Raw genomic sequence first — 21,280 nt, 5'->3', positions numbered from 1 at the left:
GCCGCTGGAGCCGCGCCATGAACGAGCGACGTGGTGCCGATGCCTTCTCGTTCCAACTGATGATCGCCCTCTGCATGACCTGGGGTCTGCAGCAGGTGGCGATCAAACTGGCGGCGGCGGACATCGCGCCCATCGTGCAGGCGTCGGCGCGCTCCGGCATCGCCGCGTTGCTGGTGGCCCTGCTGATGTTCTGGCGCGGCGGCTGGGAGGGACTCCGTCAGGGGACCTTGCCCGCGGGCCTGCTCTCCGGGGTGCTGTTCGCCCTGGAGTTCCTGCTGATCGCCCTGGGGCTGGAACGCACCACCGCCGGGCACATCGCGGTGTTCCTCTACACCTCGCCGATCTTCTCCGCCCTGGGGCTGCACCTGCTCCTGCCCAGCGAGCGTCTGCGCCGGCTGCAATGGCTGGGGATCGGCCTGTGCTTCGTCGGCATCGCGGTGGCTTTTGGTGGTGGCATCTCCCTGGCCAACATGGATTCGCGGATGCTGCTGGGCGATGCCATGGGGCTCATGGCGGGCATGGCCTGGGGAGCCACCACCGTGGTGATACGTGGCTCGAAGTTGTCGGAGGCACCGCCGAGCCTGACGCTGTTCTACCAGCTCGCGGTCGCCTTCGTGCTGTTGCTGCTGATCGCCGTCATGAACGGACAGGTCGGCCATGTCGCACTGACGCCCCGGGCGGTTGCCAGCGTGCTGTTCCAGGGGGTGGTGGTCTCCTTCGTCAGCTATCTCATCTGGTTCTGGCTGTTACGCCGCTATCTGGCCTCGAACCTGGCGGTGTTCTCCTTCATGACCCCGCTGTTCGGCGTGAGCATGGGTGTGCTGATTCTCGATGAGCCCTTGTCCCTGAACTTCGTCGGGGGCGCCGTGCTGGTGCTGCTGGGCATCACCCTGGTGAGTGGCGAAGCCTGGTTCCGGCGATGGCTTCAGTCTCGTTGAAGAAGCGGCCCTTCCCTGGCGAGGATGGTGGACATGAACCACCACGTCCTGTTCCTGCCCGGCGCCGGCGGCGCCGCATCCTTCTGGCATCCGCTCGGCGCGTTGTTGCCGGCGAGCTGGCGCAAGACCTATCTGAGCTGGCCGGGTCTCGGTCACGAGCCGCATGAGCCGGGGCTCCAGAGCCTGGACGATGCGGTGGCGCATGCCGCCAGCAGGCTGGAGAGCCCAAGTGTGGTCGTGGCGCAATCGATGGGCGGCGTCGTCGCCGTGCGGCTGGCACTCGCCCATCCGGAGCGCATCAGCCATCTGATCCTGACGGCGACCTCCGGCGGCATCGATGTGGCGAGCCACGGCGCAAGCGATTGGCGCGCGTCCTATCGCGCGGAATACCCGAAGGCCGCGGAGTGGATCCTCTCCGACCGGACGGATCTCTCGGCGGAGCTCCACCGCATCTCCATCCCGACGCTGCTCCTCTGGGGCGATGCCGATCCCATCAGCCCCGTGGCGGTCGGCCATCGTCTCGAGCAACTGCTGCCCAGGGCCCGGCTGCGGGTGCTCGCTGGCGGCGACCACATGTTCGCCCGCGACCGCGCGGCGGAAATCTCCACATGGGTCACGGAGCATCTCGGCGCCCATCCTTGACATGCAACCTCCAGGTTGCATATGGTGTCGGTATGGATGAGGTCTTCAAGGCGCTTGCGGACCCCACCCGGCGGGAGCTGCTCGATCGTCTGCACGTGGAGAACGGGCAGACGTTGAACCAGTTGTGTGAGCACCTCTCGATGACGCGGCAGGCGGTCACCAAGCACCTGGTGGTGCTGGAGACCGCCCAGCTCGTCGTCACCGTCTGGCGGGGTCGCGAGAAGCTCCACTACCTCAACCCCGCGCCCATTCACGACATCTACGAGCGGTGGATCGGGAAGTTCGATCGCGAACGGCTGCGGGCGCTCAGCGCCTTGAAGGAAGCGTTGGAAGACAGCCAGGAGAAGAAGGATGGATAAGCCTCAGTTCGTGCACGTCAGCTACATCGCCACCATCGAGCAGACCCCCACGGTGCTGCGCCTCGTCGTCACGCACGAGGGCTTCGAGCCGGGCAGCAAGGGGCTCCAGCAAGTCACCGGCGGATGGCAGGCCATCCTCAGCAGCCTCAAGACCCTCCTGGAGACGGGCAAGCCGCTCGACTTCAGCTGGTGGAGGGGCTGAGCCCCTCGGCCGTCAGTCATTGATGTGCTCATGAGTGTTGATCTTGTATTCCGGTTATTGCAGGATTCCCCCTGCTGTTCACCCGGGGGATCCATCTCGTGCGCAAAGCCGGCACCCTTCACCTTCCACTCACCCTGCTCCTGGGCGCCCTGGCCGCTGGCTGCACGAGCCCGCCCCCCAAGGTCGAAGAGAAGCCCGATGCGGGGCAGCCCCCCACCGCGAACGAGGAGCCCGCTCCGACGCGCGTCCGCCGGCTGACGCGTGCGGAGTACGACAACACCGCCTCGGCGGTGCTGGGCAGGCCCGTCACCGTGGGGCAGAGCTTCGCCGCCGAGGACACCGTGCTCGGCTTCTCCACGCACGACAAGCTGCAGGTCTCCGCGCTGCTCCTGGACCAGGTGGACACGGCGGCCGCCGCGCTCGCCAGGCAGGCCGTGGAGGACCTGTCCACGCTCCACACCTGCAAGTCCGGGCAGGCGGAGCAGGACTGTGCGCGAGACCTCATCGCGGCCGTGGGCGCGCGCGCCTTCCGCCGGCCCCTCACCGACGAGGAGCGGAGCGATCTGCTCGCGCTCTACACGGCGGGCCGCGACGGCGGCACGTTCCGCGACGGCGTGGAGCTGGTGCTGCAGGGCATGTTCTCCTCCGCCTCGTTCCTGTACCGCGGCGAGCTCGGTCCCACCGGAGCCAGCCCCGGCGCGGTGGTGGAGCTGACGCCCCACGAGGTGGCCTCCGCCCTCTCCTACCTCGTGACGGCCGGCCCGCCGGACGCCGCGCTGCTCTCGGCGGCCGGGTCGGGCGCGCTCGCGGACGGCGAGGAGCGCGTGCGTCAGGTGCGCCGGCTGGTCGGCACGCCCGCCGCGCGCAAGCACCTCCACCGCTTCGTGGTGGAGTGGCTGGGGCTGACGAAGGTGGGCTCGCTCAACAAGAACAACCTCGTCTTCCCCCAGTTCGACACCTCGCTGCGCGAGTCCATGCAAGGGGAGATGGACGCGTTCATCGACCACGTCCTGGCCAACGAGAAGGGCAGCCTGCGGGCGCTGCTCGCCGCAGACTACACCCTCGCGGACGACCGGATGGCGGAGTTCTACGGCCTGACGCAGCGCCCGGGCACGAGCTTCTCGCGGGTGCCGCTGCCCTCGCAGCGCGCGGGCATCCTCACCCAGGCCAGCCTCCTGGCCACGTACTCCACCTTCGACTCCGGCTCCCCCATCCGGCGCGGCAAGTTCGTGCTGGACCGCCTGCTGTGCATCTACATCCCTCCTCCGCCACCGGACGTGGTGACCGTCCCGCCCGAGCCCCGTCCCGACAGCACCACCCGCGAGCGCACCGCGGCGCATACGCGAGACCCCATGTGCAGCGGCTGCCACCGGCAGATCGATCCCATCGGCTTCGGCCTGGAGGACTTCGACGGTCTCGGCGGACACCGGACGCGGGAGAACGGGCGGACCGTGGACGCGAGCGGCTCGGTCGTCCTGGCGGGCAACACGTTCTCCTTCACCGGAGGAGCGCAGCTCGCACGCCAGCTCGCCGGGGATGACAGCGTGGCGGACTGCCTCGCGCTGCAGGTGTTCCGGTATGGCCTGGGGCGCGACTCGCTCGACGGCGATCTCCAGTCGCTGGAGTCCATGCGGAGCCAGTTGCGCGCGGGCGAGCGCACCCTCGCCGCCGCCTTCGAGTCCCTGGTCCGTACGCCGGCCTTCACCCGGCGCCGCGTCCCCTCCCCCTAGGAATTCCCCATGCTCACGAACCTCTCCCGCCGCTCCATCCTCCAGGCGCTGGCTGGCACGGCCCTGGCCGCGCCGTTCGGGGCGAAGGCCCAGACCCAGACGCCGCCCTTGCGCTTCATCGCCCTGTTCACCCCGCACGGGACGGTGCCCGAGTACTGGGCACCACGGGGTGGCGAGACGGACTTCGACATCAGCTACCCGAACTCCATCCTCGCGCCGCTCGACAAGCACCGCTCCAAGCTGCTCATCCTGGACGGGCTGGACTACAGGGTGCTCTACGAGCACGGCACCATGGGCCACGAGGGCGCGCCGGTCACCTTCCTCACCGGGAGCAAGGTGCTCATGAAGGGGGGCGAGGAGTTCCCCGAGGGCATCTCGCTGGACCAGGAGCTGGCCCAGGCCGCGCACATCGGCGGCGCCACCCGCTTCCGCTCGATGAACCTCAATGCGTGGGAGGGCGGCCTCTCCCCGCAGAGCAAGTACAACAGCATCAGCTTCGCCTCCAATGCCGCCCGCATGCCGTTCGAGCTCAACCCGTTCGACGTCTACACGCGGCTGTTCGGTGACATGGCGGACCCGGGAGACCCCGAGGCCGCGCGGCGTGCGCTCGCGCGCCGCAGGAGCCTGGTGGACTTCCTCACCAAGGACGCCTCACGGCTGCGGGGACGGCTGGGCACCGACGAGCGCCAGAAGCTCGACTCGCACCTGCAGGCCCTGCGGGACATGGAGAAGCGCCTCGAGTCCTCCGGTCTGGCGGGCTGCTCCAAGCCCGTGTGGGATCCCGCACACGACTACAACCAGTACGAAATCACCGAACTGGACCTGTACCCGACGCTCGTCCAGTTGCACATGCAGCTCATCGCCCGTGCGTTCGCGTGCGACCTCACCCGCGTGGTCACCCTGTTCATGGCGGGGCCGCCCATGCCGTGGCTGGACATCAACGAGGACGTGCACCACAACATCGCGCACATGCTGGACTCGGGAGATGCGAGCCAGCGCGAGGCCACGCGGCTGCGGATGGTGAAGGTGCAGCTCTGGTACACCCGGCAGGTGGCGTACCTGATGGACCAGCTCGCCGCCGTGCCCGAGGGGAACGGTACCGCGCTCGACAACACCGTCATCCTGTGGGGGAACGAGCTGGCCAACCCCGCGGGGCACACAGGGGTGGGCGTCCCCATCGTGCTGGCGGGTGGCGCGGGCGGCAGGTTCCGGATGGGCCGCTACCTGCGGCTGCGCCCTGGAGTGGATCCGCTCAGCACCTGGACGGGCTCGGGGATCCTCCAGGGCGCCGTCGCCCACAACAAGCTGCTCGTCTCCATCGCCAACGCCTTCGGGCTCCCGAAGAGGACGACGTTCGGGCACCCGGACTACATCGGGGAGCTCCCGGGCCTCGTCTGACGGCGTACTAACGAAGTACCCGCGGTGGGAAGAGCGGGGTCTCGCGCCAGGAGCCCTCCTCATAGCGGAGCTCGACCAAGGGGTGGCGCATGGGCTCCAGGGTCTGGTCCGGATGCAGGAGGGCTCCTCCCCCCGCTGGAATGCCGATTCCGCGAGCCCCCGGGCCGGCCCCCCGCACCGCACGCTTCAACTCCGTCCAGTCCGGCTGCTCGTGGACCCCCACGAGGAATGGGGCCAACCCGAGGACCGGGAACAGCGCCTCGGGACCGGGCCCGGACTCGCTCCACGCCCGCGTTCCGAGCTGCATCGCGCCCGCGGAGATGCCCATGAGGACCGCGCCGTCGAGGTAGCGCTCCCGCAGGACGGCCTCCAGGCCATTCTCCTGGAAGGACTTCCACCCCAGGAGCGGATCTCCTCCCGCCAGCAGGATGACGTGCGCCCGTGCGAGCCAATCACGGTCCTCGGCCGTGGGCCGCGAGGGAATCATCCGGCAGTGGGAGATGCCGGCCAGCTCCATGGCGGCGGTGAAGATGTCGAAGAAGGCGGGCTCGTCCCCGTTGGATGCGCCCAGGTAGGCCGCTCGGATGGGGCCAACCGCGAGGTCCGCATCCGTCAACAGGCGGAGACGCTCCAGGAAGGGCTTGTCCCCACTGCGCCAGAACAGCAGTGAGCTGTCCGCGAGCAGGAAGAGGGGCTTGCGAGGAGACCTCATGCTCACCGTGCGGTCGATTCGGACAAGGGGGCCACCGGAACCGTGGCTGGACCCGAAGGCGTGTCCCAGGAGCCCCCCTCGCACTGGAGCAGGCGATCGAGAACGGCGAGCGATGGCGAATCCCCCGACGCACGGACCTTCTGCTCCATGCCGATGTTGAGCAACTCCATGCGCAGACGCATGGCATAGGCGTCGGACTCTTCCGTTTCCGGCGTCGTGGTCTGGATGTTGTCGACCCAGGAGCGCTCGGCGACGAAGCGCAACCTCCGCACGAGCGACTCCACCACGTAGCGCTGCTCCGGGCGTCCGGTCCGCGATACCTCGACAATGGGGGCGGAGAGGAAGCGGCGCAGGTCGCCGATCTTCACGCGCCGCTGCAACCAGGCCTCCGATGTGGAGACGGGCAGATCCGTCGTCTCGCCATCCACCTTGGCGAACGCATGGGCCTCGGCGTAGCTCACCCGTCCGTCTCCGTCCCGGTCGGCCGAGCCCACCGCCATCCCCGTCCGGCTGACGCCCGCGAGCCCCGCGAAGAAGCTGGAACTGTAGTCCCGGTAGTCCGCCTCGTTCACCTCCGGGGTGCACCCGACGGACGGGCGGTACTCCACGGTGGCGAAGAAGCCACAGCGGGGCTGCGCCACCACGGGCCGCCGGGGATTGGCGTCCTGGTAGATGAAGTTGGCGAACGAGCCGGCGTAGCACTGCGACATCACCGTGACGACCGGTGTGGTGCTCGGAAGCCTGCCCAGGAAGAGACCGAAGGCCCTCACCGTCAGCGTGTCCGAGTCCCAGAGCGCCAGGTGGTTGTTGTTCAGGTTCCGGCCGTTCAGGCCACCGTGGCCCGTGAAGTAGATGAAGACCGGCCGCTGGGGCGTGCTCCGGGCGCTCTGCTCCACCCACTCCAGGAAGCGCTCCAGGGTCGCCGGTCCCTTGAGGTGGGGGACCTCGGGGGCCTTGAACAACTCGCGCGAGCCCTCGCCGAGATAGCGGACCGTGGCCTTCCCGTCATTCCCATTGGCGAAGTAGATGGAGGCGGAATCGGGAGCGAGCCCGAGCGCCTGGAGCGTCCGTTGGAAGTAGAGGACGTTCTTCTCCAGGGCGATCTCATTTCGCGCGGGCTCGCTGCCTCCGCCCATCACCAGGAAGTTGGAGGCACGCGGAGGGGCGGGAATGGCTTCGATGGGAGGCTGGGGCTCGGAAACCTCGGGCGCCGCTTCCTCACTCGAGGCGGAGGTCCACTCCTCGTCGCCGCCACCGTCCTCGATGACAGGAGCCCGTACACACCCCAGCGCCCCCGCGCACAGCAGCACGGCCAGGCCGTCCTTGCCCCTGAATCCTCGCGTCATCCCGGGAAGTCTAGTGCATGGGAAGCACGAGGGCCCTGTGTGCTAGCATGAGCCGCGCGGTGCGGTGTCAGGAGCTGGATGTCACTCCGAGTGGCCGCACCAGGGCGAGACGCATGAGGGCTCTGGTCAAGGACGAACGCACGGTGGGGCTGCGCGAGGTACCTCGGCCGGTGGCGTCGCGCGAGGATGACGTCATCATCCAGGTGGCGGTGGCGGGCCTGTGCCGCACGGACGTGTACGTGGCCGAGGGCCGGCTACCGGTGCGACCTCCGCTGGTGCTGGGCCACGAGCTGGCGGGCACGGTGGCCGAGGTGGGCCGGGCGGTGCGAGGCCTGACACCGGGCGAGCGAGTCACGGTCCACCCGCTGCTGGCGTGCGGGGAGTGTCCCGGGTGTCGGAGGAGCGAGCGGTGCGGGCGGCCAGCGCAGCTGGGGGTACACCACGATGGGGCCTTCGCCGAGTACGTGCGGGTGCCGGCCTCGGCGGTGCACCGGCTGCCTCCCGGGTTGCCCTTCATGCTGGGGGCCTATGTGGAGCCGGTGGCCGCGGCGCTGGGAGTGCTGGAGGCGGGGATGCGGCCCGGTCAGCGGGGGCTCATCTACGGGGACAACCGCATCGCCCAGCTCACGCGGCGGGTGCTGGCGGCGCACGGGCTGAACGAGGTGCCGCTGTACGCGCCGCGCCGTGGAGAGCGGCTGGCGGCGGATGCGTACGACTTCATCATCGAGACGGAGCTCTCCGACCAGGCACTGGCGGACATGCTGGAGGCGCTGCGTCCGGGCGGCACGCTGGTGCTCAAGAGCCGGCGGCACGAGCCGGTGGCGCTGCCCGTGGCGCGGGCGGTGCTCAAGGACGTGACGCTGAAGGCGGTGTCCTACGGCCCCTTCTCCGAGGCGCTCGCGCTGCTGGCCGGGGGCCGGTTGAAGGTGGACGACCTGCTGGGCGAGGTGCACCCGCTGGAGGCGCACGCGGCGCTCTTCGAGGCGGCGGGACGCAGCGAGGAGCGCAAGGTTTTCTTCGCCCCGGGCAGGGGCTGAGAAGGAGCGACGGACGTGTGCGGGCTGGTGGCGTGGTACTCGGAGGAGCGGCCCGTACAGGCCGAGGCGCTGCACCGGGCGGTGGGAGCGTTGCGCCACCGCGGACCGGACGGAGAAGGGCTGTGGCTGTCCGGAGACCGGCGGGTGGCGCTGGGGCACCGGCGGCTGGCGCTGGTGGACGTGGAGGGCGGAGCCCAGCCGCTCTCCAACGAGGACGGGTCCGTGAGGGCCATCGTCAACGGCGAGCTGTACGGGCACGAGCGGCTGCGGGCGGAGCTGGAGGCACGAGGGCACCGCTTCCGGACGCGCTCGGACAGCGAGGTGCTGGTGCACCTGTACGAGGAGCACGGAGCCGGCTGCCTGCGCCACCTGCGCGGCGAGTTCGCCTTCGTGCTGTGGGACGGGCGCAACCGGATGCTGCTGGCGGGGAGGGACCGCTTCGGCGTCAAGCCGCTGTGCTACGCGCAGGTGGACGGAGGGCTGTGGCTGGCCTCGGAGGCGAAGGCGCTGCTGGCGGCGGGGCTGCCCGCGGCGTGGGACGAGGCCGCCTTCTTCCACGCGGCGAGCCTCCAGTATGTGCCGCCGGACCGGACGTTGTTCGCGGGCGTGAGGCAGGTGCCGCCAGGGCACATGGTGCTGGCGGTGGACGGACACCTCCGGGTGCAACGGTACTGGGACCTGGATGTGCCGCGCCTGGAGGGGGAACGACCGGTGCGCACGGAGGCCGAGTGGGTGGAGGGGGTGCGGACACGGCTGGAGGAGGCGGTCCGGCTGCGGCTGAGGGGAGACGTGCCGGTGGCGTTCCAGCTCAGCGGAGGGCTGGACTCGAGCGCCGTGGTGGGACTGGCGGCGAGAGAGAGCGCGGAGCCCATCCACTGCTTCACGCTCGCCTTCGAGGCGGAGGGCTATGACGAGCTGGCGCTGGCCGAGGAGACGGCGGCGCGAGTGGGGGCGGTGCTGCACCCGGTGCGGGTGGGGCAGGAAGCGCTGGTGGAGGGCCTGCCCGAGGCGGTGGCGCAAGGAGAGGGGCTGGCCATCAACGGGCACCTGGTGGCCAAGCACCTGCTGAGCCGGGCGGTGCGCGAGGCGGGCTTCAAGGTGGTGCTGACGGGAGAGGGCTCGGACGAGGTGTTCGCGGGCTACCCGCATCTGCGACGAGACCTGCTCCAGGCGGAGGCCGCGGGAGCGGGAAGGACCGAGCGGCTGGGGAAGCTGGAGGAGACGAACCTGGCGTCCGCGGGGGTACAACTGCCCGAGGGCGAGTCCCTGCCGCTGGAGGCGGTACGGAGGGCATTGGGCTTCGTGCCGGGCTTCCTGGAGGCGAAGGGAACGCTGGGCAGACGGGTGCACGGGGTCCTGACGGAAGAGTACCTGCGGCGCTTCGAGGGTCGGGACGCGTACGCGGTGCTGATGGCGGGAGTGGACGTGGAGGGCCAGCTCGAGGGCCGGCACCGCGTGGAGCAGTCGCTGTACCTGTGGACGAAGCTGGCGCTGGCCAACTACATCCTGCGGACGCTGGGCGACGGGATGGAGATGGCACACGGCGTCGAGGGACGACTGCCCTTCCTGGACGGTGAGCTGCATGGCTTCGCGCGCGCGGTGCCGATGGAGCTGAAGATCCGGGGACCGGTGGAGAAGTACGTGCTGCGCGAGGCGATGAAGCCGTACCTGACGGAAGCGGTCTACCGCAGGCAGAAACACCCGCTGATGGCGCCGCCCCTGACACTGTTTGGCTCATCGAGGGCACAGGGACTGGTGCAAGACGTGCTGCGCGGCAGTGCCTTCAAGACACAGCCCTTCTTCGACCCGGGGAAGGTCCTGGCGTTGCTGGAGCGGCTGCCCACGCTCACGCCACGAGAGCGGGTGGCGCAGGAGCCGGTGCTGATGATGGCATTGACGACCGCCCTGCTACAGGAGCGCTACCGGCTCTCAGCGGTGTGCTCCTGAAGACGGCGGGAATCGAAGCCTCCACTCGACCCTACTGTTCACGAAACCGGGGCGAGCCCACGCCAGCATGAGCTGGTTGCTTATCGGCTCCACTCTTGTCAGGAGCCGTCGGCGCTTTGCCTCCCCTCCGTCGCCGCCGCCTCTTCAACGGAGGGCGCCCGGACTGTCCTCCGAGCTCTCGCAGCACCCGCGTGCGAACACCGCTCTCCAGACCCAGCTCTTGCAGCAACGTGTGCACCTGCCGAGCCCCCTGCGGGTGGCGCAGCGCCTCGGCGAGCCGCTCGACGACATCGATCCGCAACGCCACGGGACCGAGCACCTCATATCCGAAGGCTCGCGCACTCCAGCCGCCAAGCTCCGCGACCGCGAGAGCCGGTTCTCGGGGAACGCTCCTGGGTGACGGACTCCGATGGAACAGCGCCGTCAGCATGCAGCGCCGTTCGAGCACCTGCGGTGCGAGCGCCTCGGCGACGTAGAGGTAGCGCTGCCCCTCGCACACGCCCAGCGTCCTCAAGTGCTCTCGTTCCTCGTCATCCAGGAGCCGCCACTGCTCGCGCGCCTCACCCTGGGTAATCACTCCCAGCCCCTCGGCCAGACGGTAGGCGAGGCCCCGCATCGGCGCGGAGCGACCCGCTCCGGTGAGGGCCTCGGCGGGAAAGCCGCCCATGGCCTCGGTGACGAGATCGCGCGCCAGCGCCACCAGACGGCGCTCGAGCCGCTGCCGCGCGCCTCCGGTCCAGACCTCCGGCTCCGCGAGCGCGATCTGCGGAGAGCGCCGGTCCTTCCCGGGAACCAGACGGCCCAGCGGCTGACCATCGAACGAGATGCTTCCCGACGCGTCCACCTGGAAGGCGTCATGCGTCGCGTCGACCACCCGCTGGACGAACTGCTCCTCCGTCATCGCGCCGCCCTCAGCGCCTGGCACCTCCCCCAGCAGGAGCCCCAACTTGGCGAAGGGGCTGTCCGACGCGGACTGAGGGCTCGCGGCGGCTCTCACGAACCGGCGTGCACTCCTGCGCGCGGCCCGCTGCACGAAGCGCTCCACGAGCCGCTCATGAAGGGCATCGCCCAACGCGTCCTCGATGCGGCGGGTGCGCTCCTGCCACTGCTCGGCGTCGTGCAGCCAGCTCGAACGATGACTGATGTACGTCCAGATGCGGATGGCGGCCAGCCGGTCCATCAGCGTGTGGATGTCTCCGGAGACATCATCGAGCGGAGACACCTGTCTGGCCAGCCAGTCCTGCTCCAGCTTCCCGTCACCCTCGGAGAGCTGAAGGAAGGTCTCACGCAACAGCGCGACGTGCTGACCGAAGAGTCCCTTGCGGAAATCCGGAATCTGGCAGACCTGCCACAGCATCTCGACCGTGGCCCGGTCGGTGGCGATCTCTCGAATGGCGGGAACGTGCGAGAGCTCCCGGAGCGCATCGAAGTCGTCCGCGCGCTCCACCCGGACGAAGGCAGCGTGGCGCGGAGCTCGCGACAGCGAATCGAGCAGGGAGTCCGGGCTCGAGAAATCGAGCGTCGAATTGCGCCAGATGAGGCTGCGGACCGCTGGGAACCGGTGTGACTCGATGGCCGAAACCACCCGTGGAGGCAGCTCGGACAGCGTGTTCAGGGTCCCGAAGCTCCCGTCATTCAAGTGGCGCCCCGCGCGGCCGGCGATCTGGGCCAGCTCGTCCGGGAAGAGGTCCCGCTGCTCGGCGCCGTCGAACTTGGAGAGCGCCGCGAAGGCCACGTGGTTGAGGTCGAGGTTGAGTCCCATGCCGATGGCATCGGTGGCCACGAGGTACTGGACCTCCCCGGACTGGTACATCGCCACCTGGGCATTGCGCGTCCTCGGGGAGAGCGCGCCCAGCACCACGGCCACCCCGCCCCGGAGGCGGCGCAGCGCCTCGGCGAGCTCGTACACGCGGTCCGCGGAGAACGCGACCACGGCCGAGCGCGGAGGAAGGCTCTTCAGGGAGCGGGTCCCGGAGTAGCGAAGCTGGGACAGGCGGGTGGCGCGCTTCATCGACGCATGGGGGATGAGCGCCTGGACCATCGGCCGCATCGTGTCCGCGCCGAGGAACCAGGTCTCCCGGCGCCCACGCGCGTGGAGCAGCCGGTCGGTGAAGACGTGCCCGCGCTCCCGGTGGGCGGCGAGCTGGATCTCATCCACGGCGAGGAAGTCGACCGTTCGGTCGGTCGGCATCGCCTCGACTGTACAAATCCAGTAGTCGGGCCGTGGCGGCAGGCGTTTCTCTTCGCCGGTCATCAGGGCGACCCGCCCCTCGCCCACTCGAGCGGTCACCCGGTCGTAAACCTCGCGAGCGAGCAGGCGCAGCGGCAAGCCGATCATGCCCGTGTCGTGCTCGAGCATGCGCTCGATGGCCCGGTGGGTCTTCCCCGTATTGGTGGGCCCCAGCTCCGCTACGACGACAGACGGCCCGGTGGATGGGCTGGAGTTCATTGGCGAAGTCTAACCCCGACCCGGGCCCTCCGCCTTGGGGCAGATGGGAGCACCTGCAACGGCCCTCGCGGCCCGCCCGGCGGGCTCCAGAGTCAGGGCCACCGCGGCTCGGGCGGGGTGTGCGGAGCAGTGGGGCGGCCAGCGGTGTCCCGCGAGCGGTGCGGGTTCAAGCCCGCCGATCTCAGGAAAACGCTCATAGGCCCGCGGGAGCGCGTCCAGGTGGGCGGAGTTGTCGAGCTCGAGCGGCGCGTCCGTGAGCTGAACAACCCACCCGCCCGTCGCGGTACGACGTAAGCGAGAGAGCAGGTCGGCGTCGCGCGCCGGGTCTGGGAACCCGATGCTCCGTGCGAAGGAGGCCGACAGTAGTTCAGCCACCCCAGGCGATGCGGAATCTCGGGCGAGCGGATGTGCTCTGGAAACTTGGGCGTTGGCAGACCCCGTGGCGGAACACCCGGCTTGCGCACAGGGTCCCTCGTTTGACGCGAGATATCCACCGCCACTTTCGCCAGAAGCTCCGCCGCCGCCGCGATGCCGTCCGCGTCCAATGGCAGTTCCGCGTGGACTTCGAACATCGGCTGGCCCCCAGGCCCGGAGATTGCCGAGGCTTCCCATCCGAAAACCGTCACCGGGTAGCTCTCGTCGCGGTTGCAGAGAATTGGAAATCCCCCATACGGCGTGTGGCGTCCCTGGTGCCTCCGCCTCGGACAAACCTCACGAGGTTCCATAGCGTCTTCGCTCCAGGCGCCAAACTGCGGCCATTTCTGGTCCCCCAAGCCGGGGCGGAGCCGGGGCCGAGGCCGCAGGAGGAGAGCCAGGCGCTGGCAGCGACGGTGGAGGAGCCGAAGAAGGTGAGGAGGCCGCGAGTAGACTGGGCGGGGCTGCTACGCCGCACTTTTGCATTGGACGTCTTCGCCTGCGCCCGGTGTGGAGGCAGGCGAAAGGTGCTGGCGTACTTGACGCTCCCCGCTGGGGTTCGCGCGATATTGGAGCACTTGGGACTGCCCGCGCAGGCTCCGAAGCTGGCCCCGGCACGGGGACCACCCCAGCAGGCGTGGTGCTGAGTCTGGCGCAGCCACTGCTCATCACGCCCTGCTTCTCTCCTCAAGGCAGGGCGGCCATGGCAGCAGTGTGCCCCAAGCCCCTTGCACTGCCCCCTGCACCGGCGCGGCTCACGCCCTTGCTCGCTCCGGCAGCGGCCCTCCTCGACCCCTTTGCACCAGTCCGCCCCCTCAACACGGCCCCCATTCCGCCTATGCGCACCCCGAGAGGGCAGCGGCTGCGCAAACAGCTATGCGGGCTGACGGGAGCGCACGCGCCCTATCCGCATGGACAGTAAGCCCTGGCCGGCTGAGCCAGGAGGCGCTGGTGCGCAAGGTGGAGCAGGAGGCTCGGGGCCCCACGCGCTCCAGTGGTGAGGAGGAGCCCACGGTCGTCCTGGACGTGGAGACGTGATTTGCCGGCGCCTATTCCCAGGCTGCTGGATGTCAAAGAGGTCTCTGTTTCTCCTATGCTCGGCGGAGCTGAACCAAATCCGGGTTTCCCTCGTGGAGTTCCTGATGAAGATAGGTCTACCCGCCCCTGATTCTGAAGTCTTCGTCATCTCCGACCTGCATGTCGGCGGCCAGCCGGTGGAGGGTGAACGGGGCTTCCGGCTGATGACGGAGCCGGGTCGCCTCGCGAGCTTCATCCGGCATGTCGCGGCGCGCTCAGGCCCCGTGGAGTTGGTCATCAACGGAGACTTCATCGACTTCCTGGCGGAGCGTCACGAGCAGGTGCCGCACTGGCGTGCCTGGAATCAGGACGAGCAGACGGCTCTGGATTTGCTCGAGAGGATGACGTCACGAGAGCCCGATGCGGACGTTTTCAAAGCGCTCGCGGAATTCGTCGCAGCGGGTCACTCTCTGACAGTGCTGCTCGGCAATCACGACATCGAGCTGTCCTACCCACGGGTTCGGCAGGCACTCCTCTCGAAGCTCGGACCGTTCGACTTCGTCTATGACAACGAGGCACTGGTTCGGGGGGACGCGGTCATCGAGCACGGGAACCGATACGACCGCTTCAACCAGGTCGACCACGATGGGTTGCGACGTCTGCGCTCAGCGATGTCCCGCCGCGATGAGGACCTGAGCCGCGCGGCGTTCTCTGCCCCTCCCGGTAGCCGGATGGTCGCCGACGTGATGAACCCGATGAAGGAGCAGTTCGCCTTCGTCGACCTGCTGAAGCCTGAGACGGGAGCGGTCATCCCGACGCTGCTCGCGCTGGACCCCTCGTCGAAGGGGAAACTGCGCGGCATCATCGAGAGCTTGGCACCCAGCATCTCGCGTGGCATCGACTCGACCGGCCAGGTGAAATTCGCGGGCGACATGTCCGCGCCGGCGAGGGGCACTGGCCCGGCGCTGGACATGGGGATGGGCGCGAGTGGATGGGCGTCGCCGGCCGGGTCTCCCCATGGGGAGAGTGTCCTGGGCGAGCGCGGGACGCGGGAGTTCTCACAAAGCTTGTTCGCGGGGGACATCGGCGCTGGCGACCGCTTGGCCTGGTTCTCGAGCCTCGCCAGCCTCTTCGCGCGGAGCGGCCCGACGCTCGAGCAGCGCCTCCCGGTCCTGCTCCGTGCCCTGCGCACCCTGGCATCGGACCAGAGCTTCTCGCGCGATGTCGAGACCGAGGCCCCATACATGACGGCCGTGACCCGCCTGCTGGGCTCCGGGTTCCGCTACGTGGTGTTCGGCCACACGCACCTGCCGAAGCACATCCGCCTCGACGGAGGCGAGTACCTGAACTCTGGCACCTGGGCTGACCGCATTCGCCTGCCCGAGGCCATCTTCCACTCGGACGAGCAGCGGGCGCTGAGCGCCCTGCGGGAGTTCGTCGAAGACCTCCAATTCGGTCGGCTGGGGAAGTGGATTTTCCGGGAGTACACCTACGTGAAGCTCCAGCTCGAGTCGCGGTGGGGTCGGGCACGCGTGGCCGCAGCCACTCTCGAAACATGGCCGAGCGCACCGAATGCGGGCTGACATCCGGGCAGCCATCGCCAGGATTCGCGCGGGCGAGTCCACGGGGACGGGGACGCTGGTCGCCGACACGAAGGGCAAAGGCGACTTGGTGCTGACGGCACTGCACGTGGTCGCCGAGCGCGGGCAGGGCGCGCCGCACCTGCGGTTGCCGGTCATTGCGCTGGAGTTCCCCAACGGGGCGACCGTGGAAGGGCAGCTCGAGCGGTTCGACGTCGAGCACGACTGGGCCGTGCTGCGCTGCTCGCGTCCGCCCGGCGCCAGTCCCTTGCCGCTCGCGGAGGTGAAGGCCTCCGGCGTGCGGTTCGAAACGTTCGGCTTTCCCGAGGCACAACCACTCGACGGCATGGTTGTCTCAGGCGAGGTGCGCAATCACCTCGCGAGGTTCTACGGGGTGAGCGCGCTGCAGCTCTTCTCCGTCGAGGCTGGCGCCAGCACCGGAATGCCAGTGCGCGGTCTGTCCGGGGCACCGTGTTTGATCGACGGTGCGATCCATGGGGTGCTGCGCTCAAGCCTGCTCTCTGATGGACGGAACGTCGCCGGGACTCTGTATGCCTGTCCCACCAGGGTCATCGCCGACGCCTGCCGCGACTTGCTCCGGTGGCCGGACCCATGTGCCGGGCTGCCGGGAGTCGCTGGCGAGCCCCCGAAGGAACCCTTCCGGTACTTGGCGCCCTTCTCGGCGGAGGATGCCGTCATCTTCGCCGGCCGCTGTCGCGAGATTGGCTTCATCCTGGAGCGCCTCCGAGAGCCCTCCGCGCCGCCCGTCCTGGTGGTGCATGGCGAGTCCGGGGTGGGGAAGTCGTCACTGCTCCACGCGGGTCTCCTGCCGCGCCTGCAAAGCCCATGGCGCTACGCGCGGCGCACGGGGGACCTCTCGACCACGCTTGAGCAGCTGCTCGAGGGTCCGCTGCCCGGCGCGTGGACCGCAGCGGAGGCCGACGGCGGTCCGCTCGTGGTCGTCCTGGACCAGGTCGAGGAGGTATGGACCCGTCCGCAGGTCGGCGACGAGTTCGGCGACTTCCTCTCCCTCGTCGGACCGCTCTTGTCGCGCGGACCGGAGAGCGTCAGGGGCCGGCTGGTCCTCTCCATCCGGAAGGAGTGGTTCAAGGACGTCGCGGACCGGCTGGACGCCTGGCAAGGCCTGCGGTGGGAGGACTTCGCCGTTGGACGGCTCGACCGCAGCGCGCTCATCGAAGTCGTGTGCTCGGGTCTGCCGTCCGAGCGTCTGGGGGACCCGTACCGCTTGCGGATGGCGGAGCCGGACCTCCCCGCCAGAGTGGCGGATGACCTTCTGGCGGACCCCCTCTCTCCAGTTGCTCCGGTCGCTCAAATCCTCCTCACCCGGATGTGGGAGCATGCCAAGGCGCGGCCAGCCGCCGATGGCACCCGGGTCTTCAGCCGCCAGTTGTACGAGCAGATCCGGAGCGAGGGCATCCACCTGCGCGACTTCCTGGACCGCCAGCTCCTGGAGTTGCGGCAGGACGTGCGGCTGGGAAGGCACGAGGAGAGTGGTCTCGCGCTGGACCTCCTCGAGTGGCACACAACGGATGCGGGGAGCGCAGCCACCCGGTCGTCCGAGGAGTGCCGCGCACGCTATGGGCATGTGCCGGAACTCGAGCCGCTGTTGGAGCGCCTTGAGGGCCTGTATCTCCTGAACCGGGCGGGCGCGGGTGGGCGCAGATTGGCCCACGACACCCTGGCGCTCCACGTTCGCTCCCGCTTCGCGCGCTCGCAGGCACCCGGCCAGCGGGCCCGCCGCGTGCTCGAGAACCGCCTCCCAGACTGGGTGGCGACGCGCACCGGAATCGATACCGCGGACCTCGGTCGTGTCCTCTCGGGACGGCCCGGAATGCGCGGGTGGTCCGCGGAGGAGCAGGCCCTCGTTGCGTCGAGCCGGTGCACCCGGTTCTGGACGCGGGTGCTCGGTGGCGCTGCCGTGACCCTGGTCCTCCTTCTCATCGGGTGGGCGTGGCGGACGCAGCAGGCCCAGTTCGAGGCGCAGCTGAGAGTCCAAGCGCAGCAGCGCCTCAACCACGATGCCAGCCTCGTGTCGGCGGCCCTCCAGACCCGCTACGCGGAACCCACCATCAGCGCCCTTTTCCTGGCGGAGGTGACGGACCCGGCGACGACTCCGGATTTTCGTCCGCTCGCATGGGACCTGCTCCACGAGAGTCTGGCTCGCGATATCGTCACGAAGCGGGACTTCCCGTTCTGGTACCGCCCGACCCTCTCCTCAATGCTGGGAGAGCGCCCGTTCTCCCTCGACTTGTTTTCCAAATCGCGGCCGCCGAGGGCCGCACCGGTGTGGGTCCAGGCCGCGTGCTCCCCGCCGCGAGGGTATGCGTTGGCATTCGCGGCGGCACCGGACGACGCGCACGCGTTTGTCTTCTGTCAGACCGACCCGGGTACGACCGCTGCCGAGCTCATCCGCGCGTGGCCAGATGGCACGAAAACGAAGGTGGCGGAGCTGTCCGACCCGGGTGAGTTTGGCCAGGGGATGGTGCAGTCGGGTGACGGCCAGTGGCTCCTGACACTGGAGGAACCCGGAGGCTCCACGGCCAGGCGGCTTCGGGTCTTCAACGTCCGCTCTGGCCAGCAGTTGATGGGACTGAGTCCGCACGTGAAGGACGCCAGGATCAGCGCCGAGGGCGGCCGCCTGCTGACGGTCGAGCAGGATGGGCGGCTTGTTCACTGGACACTGGGTGCGCCCGACCTGCGCCCTGCCCTCGTGGCCACGGCTGCCGCCGGCGAGGAATCATTCCGGGACCTTCACCTCTCCACAACGGGGAACCAAGTCGCATTCGCGGCGGCTGATCAGGCCTTCCTGTGGAGGGTTTCCGAACCGGGCGGGGCCCGAGCGCTGTGCGGCGGGCACAAAGCCGACCCCATCGTGTTGGGGTTCGCGATGCGTGGCGAGCGGATCGTTGCCCGGTGTCAGGTGCGCGAGCCCGACGGAGGTCTCAACCCGGAGACACTACTCGTTGCATTTGACTCGGCAAACCCCTCGCGCAATGCACAGCTGTTCCAGCGCAGAGAGGATGCCCAGTCCGTTATGCCCGTTATGACGGAGCACTCGAGGCATGTGCTCCTGCACACCGCTGAGTCAGTGGCCGTGTTCGACCTGTCCGTTCTCCCGGAGCATCGCGGCGACGGGCCTCTGTCCGACGCCTCGCTCCCCATGTTGGGAGTCCTCCAGGCGTGTCCAGGGCTGGGGGGCTTTTTCAATACTCCGCTGACCATCGATCCGGCGGACGAGGCGGTCTGGATGTACTGCGGGCATCAGGACACGCTCGCAGGACGCGAGCCCTATGCCTACGTGTGGAACCTCCGGTCTGCCCCATCGCTCGAACTCGCCTCCGCTGCGGCTGCCGGAGACACCGTTGTCATCGCGGAAAAGGGAGGGCGTATCGAGCGATGGAACGCACGACGCCCGGACGGCGCCGAGCTGCTCTCGGGTCCCAATGTGCTCCCTCGCCTGCTTGAGATGGACGTGGAGGGGGGGGTGATGGGGCTGGTCGAACGGGGTGACGGATTGCAGGTCTGGCAATGGGGCGCGTCGAGCACAACCGGGAAGCACCTCCGGGACGTCCAGATGCGCCTGGAGGGTCCCAGCTACTACAGCCATCGAGATGACTGGAGACACCTTCCAGCCTTCTCCAGCGACGGCAGGTTTCTCGCGGGTTGCTCGCGGACGCGCGCCCTGCTCTGGAACCTGATGGAGCCAGGGGCTCCGGCGCGGGAACTCGCGCTGGAGGGGCAGGACTGCATCCAGGTGCGCTTCTCGCATGGAGGGGGCTGGGTAGTCGTTGTGGCGGGAGCACGGGGGAAGCTTCCGCGTGAGGTGTTCGCGTGGTCGTTACCCGATGCAACCGCGAGCCTGCACGGGGTGGCGGTTTCCTTCTCGAGGAGCGACTCCTCCCGCGCCGTGCAAAACGCCGAGCTCACCCTGAACTGGACGGCCCCAAGCGGTGCGATGCGCAACCTCCCAGCGCCTGAGCCCGTGGATGGACAAGAGGTTTCGCCCGAAACCCTGGCGCTCAGCAGCGATGGGAGCATCCTTGCTGTAGGGTACCAAGTATCCCAGGAGCATACGCACTGGTACCGCGTGGAGGTGTGGCGATGGAATGAGGACCGGCCGCACGTCATCGACAACATCTCGCGGATCAATGAGCCCCTTGCACTCGAGTTCACGTCGGACGACGGTTTCCTCCTGGTGGGCGGTGATGACACGCAGGTGTTCGACCTGAAAGCGCGAGCCGTGTTGCCACGAGTGCTCGACGGCACGCTGCTCTCGGTCCAGACACGGGCAGGCGCGCCCGGGCACTTCGATGTAGTGACGGTGCGTGAGCTGGCCCCGATGAACAGCGGGGAACGTCTGACGGGGCACTGGGGACTGGACGCGAATCGTCGGTCCGCCGGGCTCCAGTTGAAGCTCCCTCGGCTTCACCAGATCGACTACGTCAAGGTTCATCCGGGTCCTTGGATTGTCGGAGGAACGCCGGGAGAGACGTGCATCCTGCCGTTGGCGGACGCGCACCTCGCCTTCCTGAAGGATCGGATTGCGAAGGCGTCCGGCGGATGCATCCCTCCGCACTTCCGGGTCGAATACCTACACGAGTCCGAAGAGGCGGCAGCCCACGCCTGGTCCGCTTGCCGCAGGGCCCGGGCTACCGGGGAGCGGCAGGACTGAGGAGCAACGGCATCCGCAGGGCGGTCATTATCCAGGTGTTGAAGCGGTGCGCGCTGGAGGGGGCAAGCCGCACCTCTGCCCGGGTGTCCGACGGTGTGATACCTTTGCCCAGGTGACCTCGCCGGCCCTTCTCGGCCCCTCTGCACCAGCCCACTCCCTCAACAGGCCTTCCATCCTTTGGCGGGCAACCTCTATTGGAAGCGGCGGGAATCGAACCTGCCGCCAGAGGCATCCGGCGAGAACTCTCGAGAGCGGTCGAGGGCGGTCGAGGGCGGTCGAGGGCGGTCGAGGGCGGTCGAGGGCGGTCGAGGGCGGTCGAGGGCGGTCGAGGGCGGTCGAGGGCGGTCGAGGGCGGTCGAGGGCGGTCGAGGGCGGTCGAGGGCGGTCGAGGGCGGTCGAGGGCGGTCGAGGGCGGTCGAGGGCGGTCGAGGGCGGTCGAGGGCGGTCGAGGGCGGTCGAGGGCGGTCGAGGGCGGTCGAGGGCGGTCGAGGGCGGTCGAGGGCGGTCGAGGGCGGTCGAGGGCGGTCGAGGGCGGTCGAGGGCGGTCGAGGGCGGTCGAGGGCGGTCGAGGGCGGTCGAGGGCGGTCGAGGGCGGTCGAGGGCGGTCGAGGGCGGTCGAGGGCGGTTTTCGTAGGACTTCCGGCCGTTTGCGCCGCCCCTACTCCATCCCGAGTTGTGTTGAGAGCGCTCCAGCGCGAGCCTGCTATAGCAATGTAGCAACGACAGGCTGGCGCAGCCACTGCTCATCACACCCTGCTTCTCTCCTCAAGGCAGGGCGGCCATGGCAGCAGTGTGCCCCAAGCCCCTTGCACTGCC

The 21,280-nt window shown here is 69.0% G+C and carries 13 protein-coding genes and 1 pseudogene; 10 read left to right on the top strand and 4 right to left on the bottom strand.

Translation table 11 applies throughout. The annotated features are described in order from the left end of the window. Nucleotides 1–17 precede the first annotated feature (17 nt). The 6 genes from JRI60_RS11155 (at nucleotide 18) to JRI60_RS11130 (ending at nucleotide 5,269) form a co-directional block, all read left to right on the top strand. Nucleotides 18–938, top strand: a complete 921-nt coding sequence (locus JRI60_RS11155) for a DMT family transporter (RefSeq protein ID WP_204225826.1) — start codon at nucleotides 18–20, stop codon at nucleotides 936–938. 33 nt (nucleotides 939–971) lie between these two features. After that, the gene (locus JRI60_RS11150) at nucleotides 972–1,580 is read left to right on the top strand and encodes an alpha/beta fold hydrolase (RefSeq protein WP_204225825.1); all 609 of its coding nucleotides are present in this window, start codon (nucleotides 972–974) and stop codon (nucleotides 1,578–1,580) included. 32 nt (nucleotides 1,581–1,612) lie between these two features. Then, complete coding sequence (locus tag JRI60_RS11145) at nucleotides 1,613–1,939, top strand: ArsR/SmtB family transcription factor (RefSeq protein ID WP_204225824.1); 327 nt, start codon at nucleotides 1,613–1,615, stop codon at nucleotides 1,937–1,939. After that, entirely contained in the window at nucleotides 1,932–2,141 is a 210-nt protein-coding gene (locus JRI60_RS11140) for an SRPBCC domain-containing protein (protein WP_204225823.1), read from the top strand. Before JRI60_RS11145 ends, JRI60_RS11140 begins: the two co-directional genes overlap by 8 nt. Nucleotides 2,142–2,239: 98 nt before the next feature. Beyond that, nucleotides 2,240–3,871, top strand: a complete 1,632-nt coding sequence (locus JRI60_RS11135; protein WP_239470460.1) for a DUF1592 domain-containing protein — start codon at nucleotides 2,240–2,242, stop codon at nucleotides 3,869–3,871. Between the two features lie 9 nt (nucleotides 3,872–3,880). After that, the gene (locus JRI60_RS11130; protein ID WP_204225822.1) at nucleotides 3,881–5,269 is read left to right on the top strand and encodes a DUF1552 domain-containing protein; all 1,389 of its coding nucleotides are present in this window, start codon (nucleotides 3,881–3,883) and stop codon (nucleotides 5,267–5,269) included. Between the two features lie 7 nt (nucleotides 5,270–5,276). On the opposite strand, the gene JRI60_RS11125 is transcribed toward JRI60_RS11130, so the two are convergent. Next, complete coding sequence (locus tag JRI60_RS11125; protein WP_204225821.1) at nucleotides 5,277–5,981, bottom strand: Type 1 glutamine amidotransferase-like domain-containing protein; 705 nt, start codon at nucleotides 5,979–5,981, stop codon at nucleotides 5,277–5,279. A 2-nt stretch (nucleotides 5,982–5,983) separates the two neighbouring features. Further along, the gene (locus tag JRI60_RS11120) at nucleotides 5,984–7,327 is read right to left on the bottom strand and encodes a Caspase domain-containing protein (protein ID WP_239470459.1); all 1,344 of its coding nucleotides are present in this window, start codon (nucleotides 7,325–7,327) and stop codon (nucleotides 5,984–5,986) included. A 113-nt stretch (nucleotides 7,328–7,440) separates the two neighbouring features. On the opposite strand from JRI60_RS11120, the gene JRI60_RS11115 reads away from it, so the two are divergent. Then, the gene (locus JRI60_RS11115; RefSeq protein WP_204225820.1) at nucleotides 7,441–8,364 is read left to right on the top strand and encodes a zinc-dependent alcohol dehydrogenase; all 924 of its coding nucleotides are present in this window, start codon (nucleotides 7,441–7,443) and stop codon (nucleotides 8,362–8,364) included. A 15-nt stretch (nucleotides 8,365–8,379) separates the two neighbouring features. After that, complete coding sequence (gene asnB, locus JRI60_RS11110; RefSeq protein ID WP_204225819.1) at nucleotides 8,380–10,311, top strand: asparagine synthase (glutamine-hydrolyzing); 1,932 nt, start codon at nucleotides 8,380–8,382, stop codon at nucleotides 10,309–10,311. A 31-nt stretch (nucleotides 10,312–10,342) separates the two neighbouring features. On the opposite strand, the gene JRI60_RS11105 is transcribed toward asnB, so the two are convergent. Next, nucleotides 10,343–12,760: a helicase-related protein gene (locus tag JRI60_RS11105; RefSeq protein WP_204225818.1), complete on the bottom strand. Its 2,418-nt coding sequence runs from the start codon at nucleotides 12,758–12,760 to the stop codon at nucleotides 10,343–10,345. Between the two features lie 171 nt (nucleotides 12,761–12,931). Next, a pseudogene (locus tag JRI60_RS53225) lies at nucleotides 12,932–13,485 on the bottom strand (DUF5953 family protein); the annotation flags it as partial. 819 nt (nucleotides 13,486–14,304) lie between these two features. Between JRI60_RS53225 and JRI60_RS11100 the strand changes: the two are divergent. Both JRI60_RS11100 and JRI60_RS11095 read left to right on the top strand, forming a co-directional pair. Then, entirely contained in the window at nucleotides 14,305–15,774 is a 1,470-nt protein-coding gene (locus tag JRI60_RS11100; RefSeq protein WP_204225817.1) for a metallophosphoesterase, read from the top strand. After that, nucleotides 15,764–20,464 carry a serine protease gene (locus tag JRI60_RS11095; protein WP_204225816.1) on the top strand — a complete coding sequence of 1,567 codons (4,701 nt, stop codon included), beginning with the start codon at nucleotides 15,764–15,766 and terminating at the stop codon, nucleotides 20,462–20,464. The genes JRI60_RS11100 and JRI60_RS11095 overlap by 11 nt, the downstream gene beginning before the upstream one ends. Nucleotides 20,465–21,280: the final 816 nt, after the last annotated feature.

Origin of the sequence: Archangium violaceum (assembly GCF_016887565.1) — a bacterium.
GTDB classification, from domain to species: domain Bacteria; phylum Myxococcota; class Myxococcia; order Myxococcales; family Myxococcaceae; genus Archangium; species Archangium violaceum_B.
The sequence above is the reverse complement of the archived record's forward strand: the minus strand, read 5'-3'. Positions and strand labels throughout refer to the sequence as shown.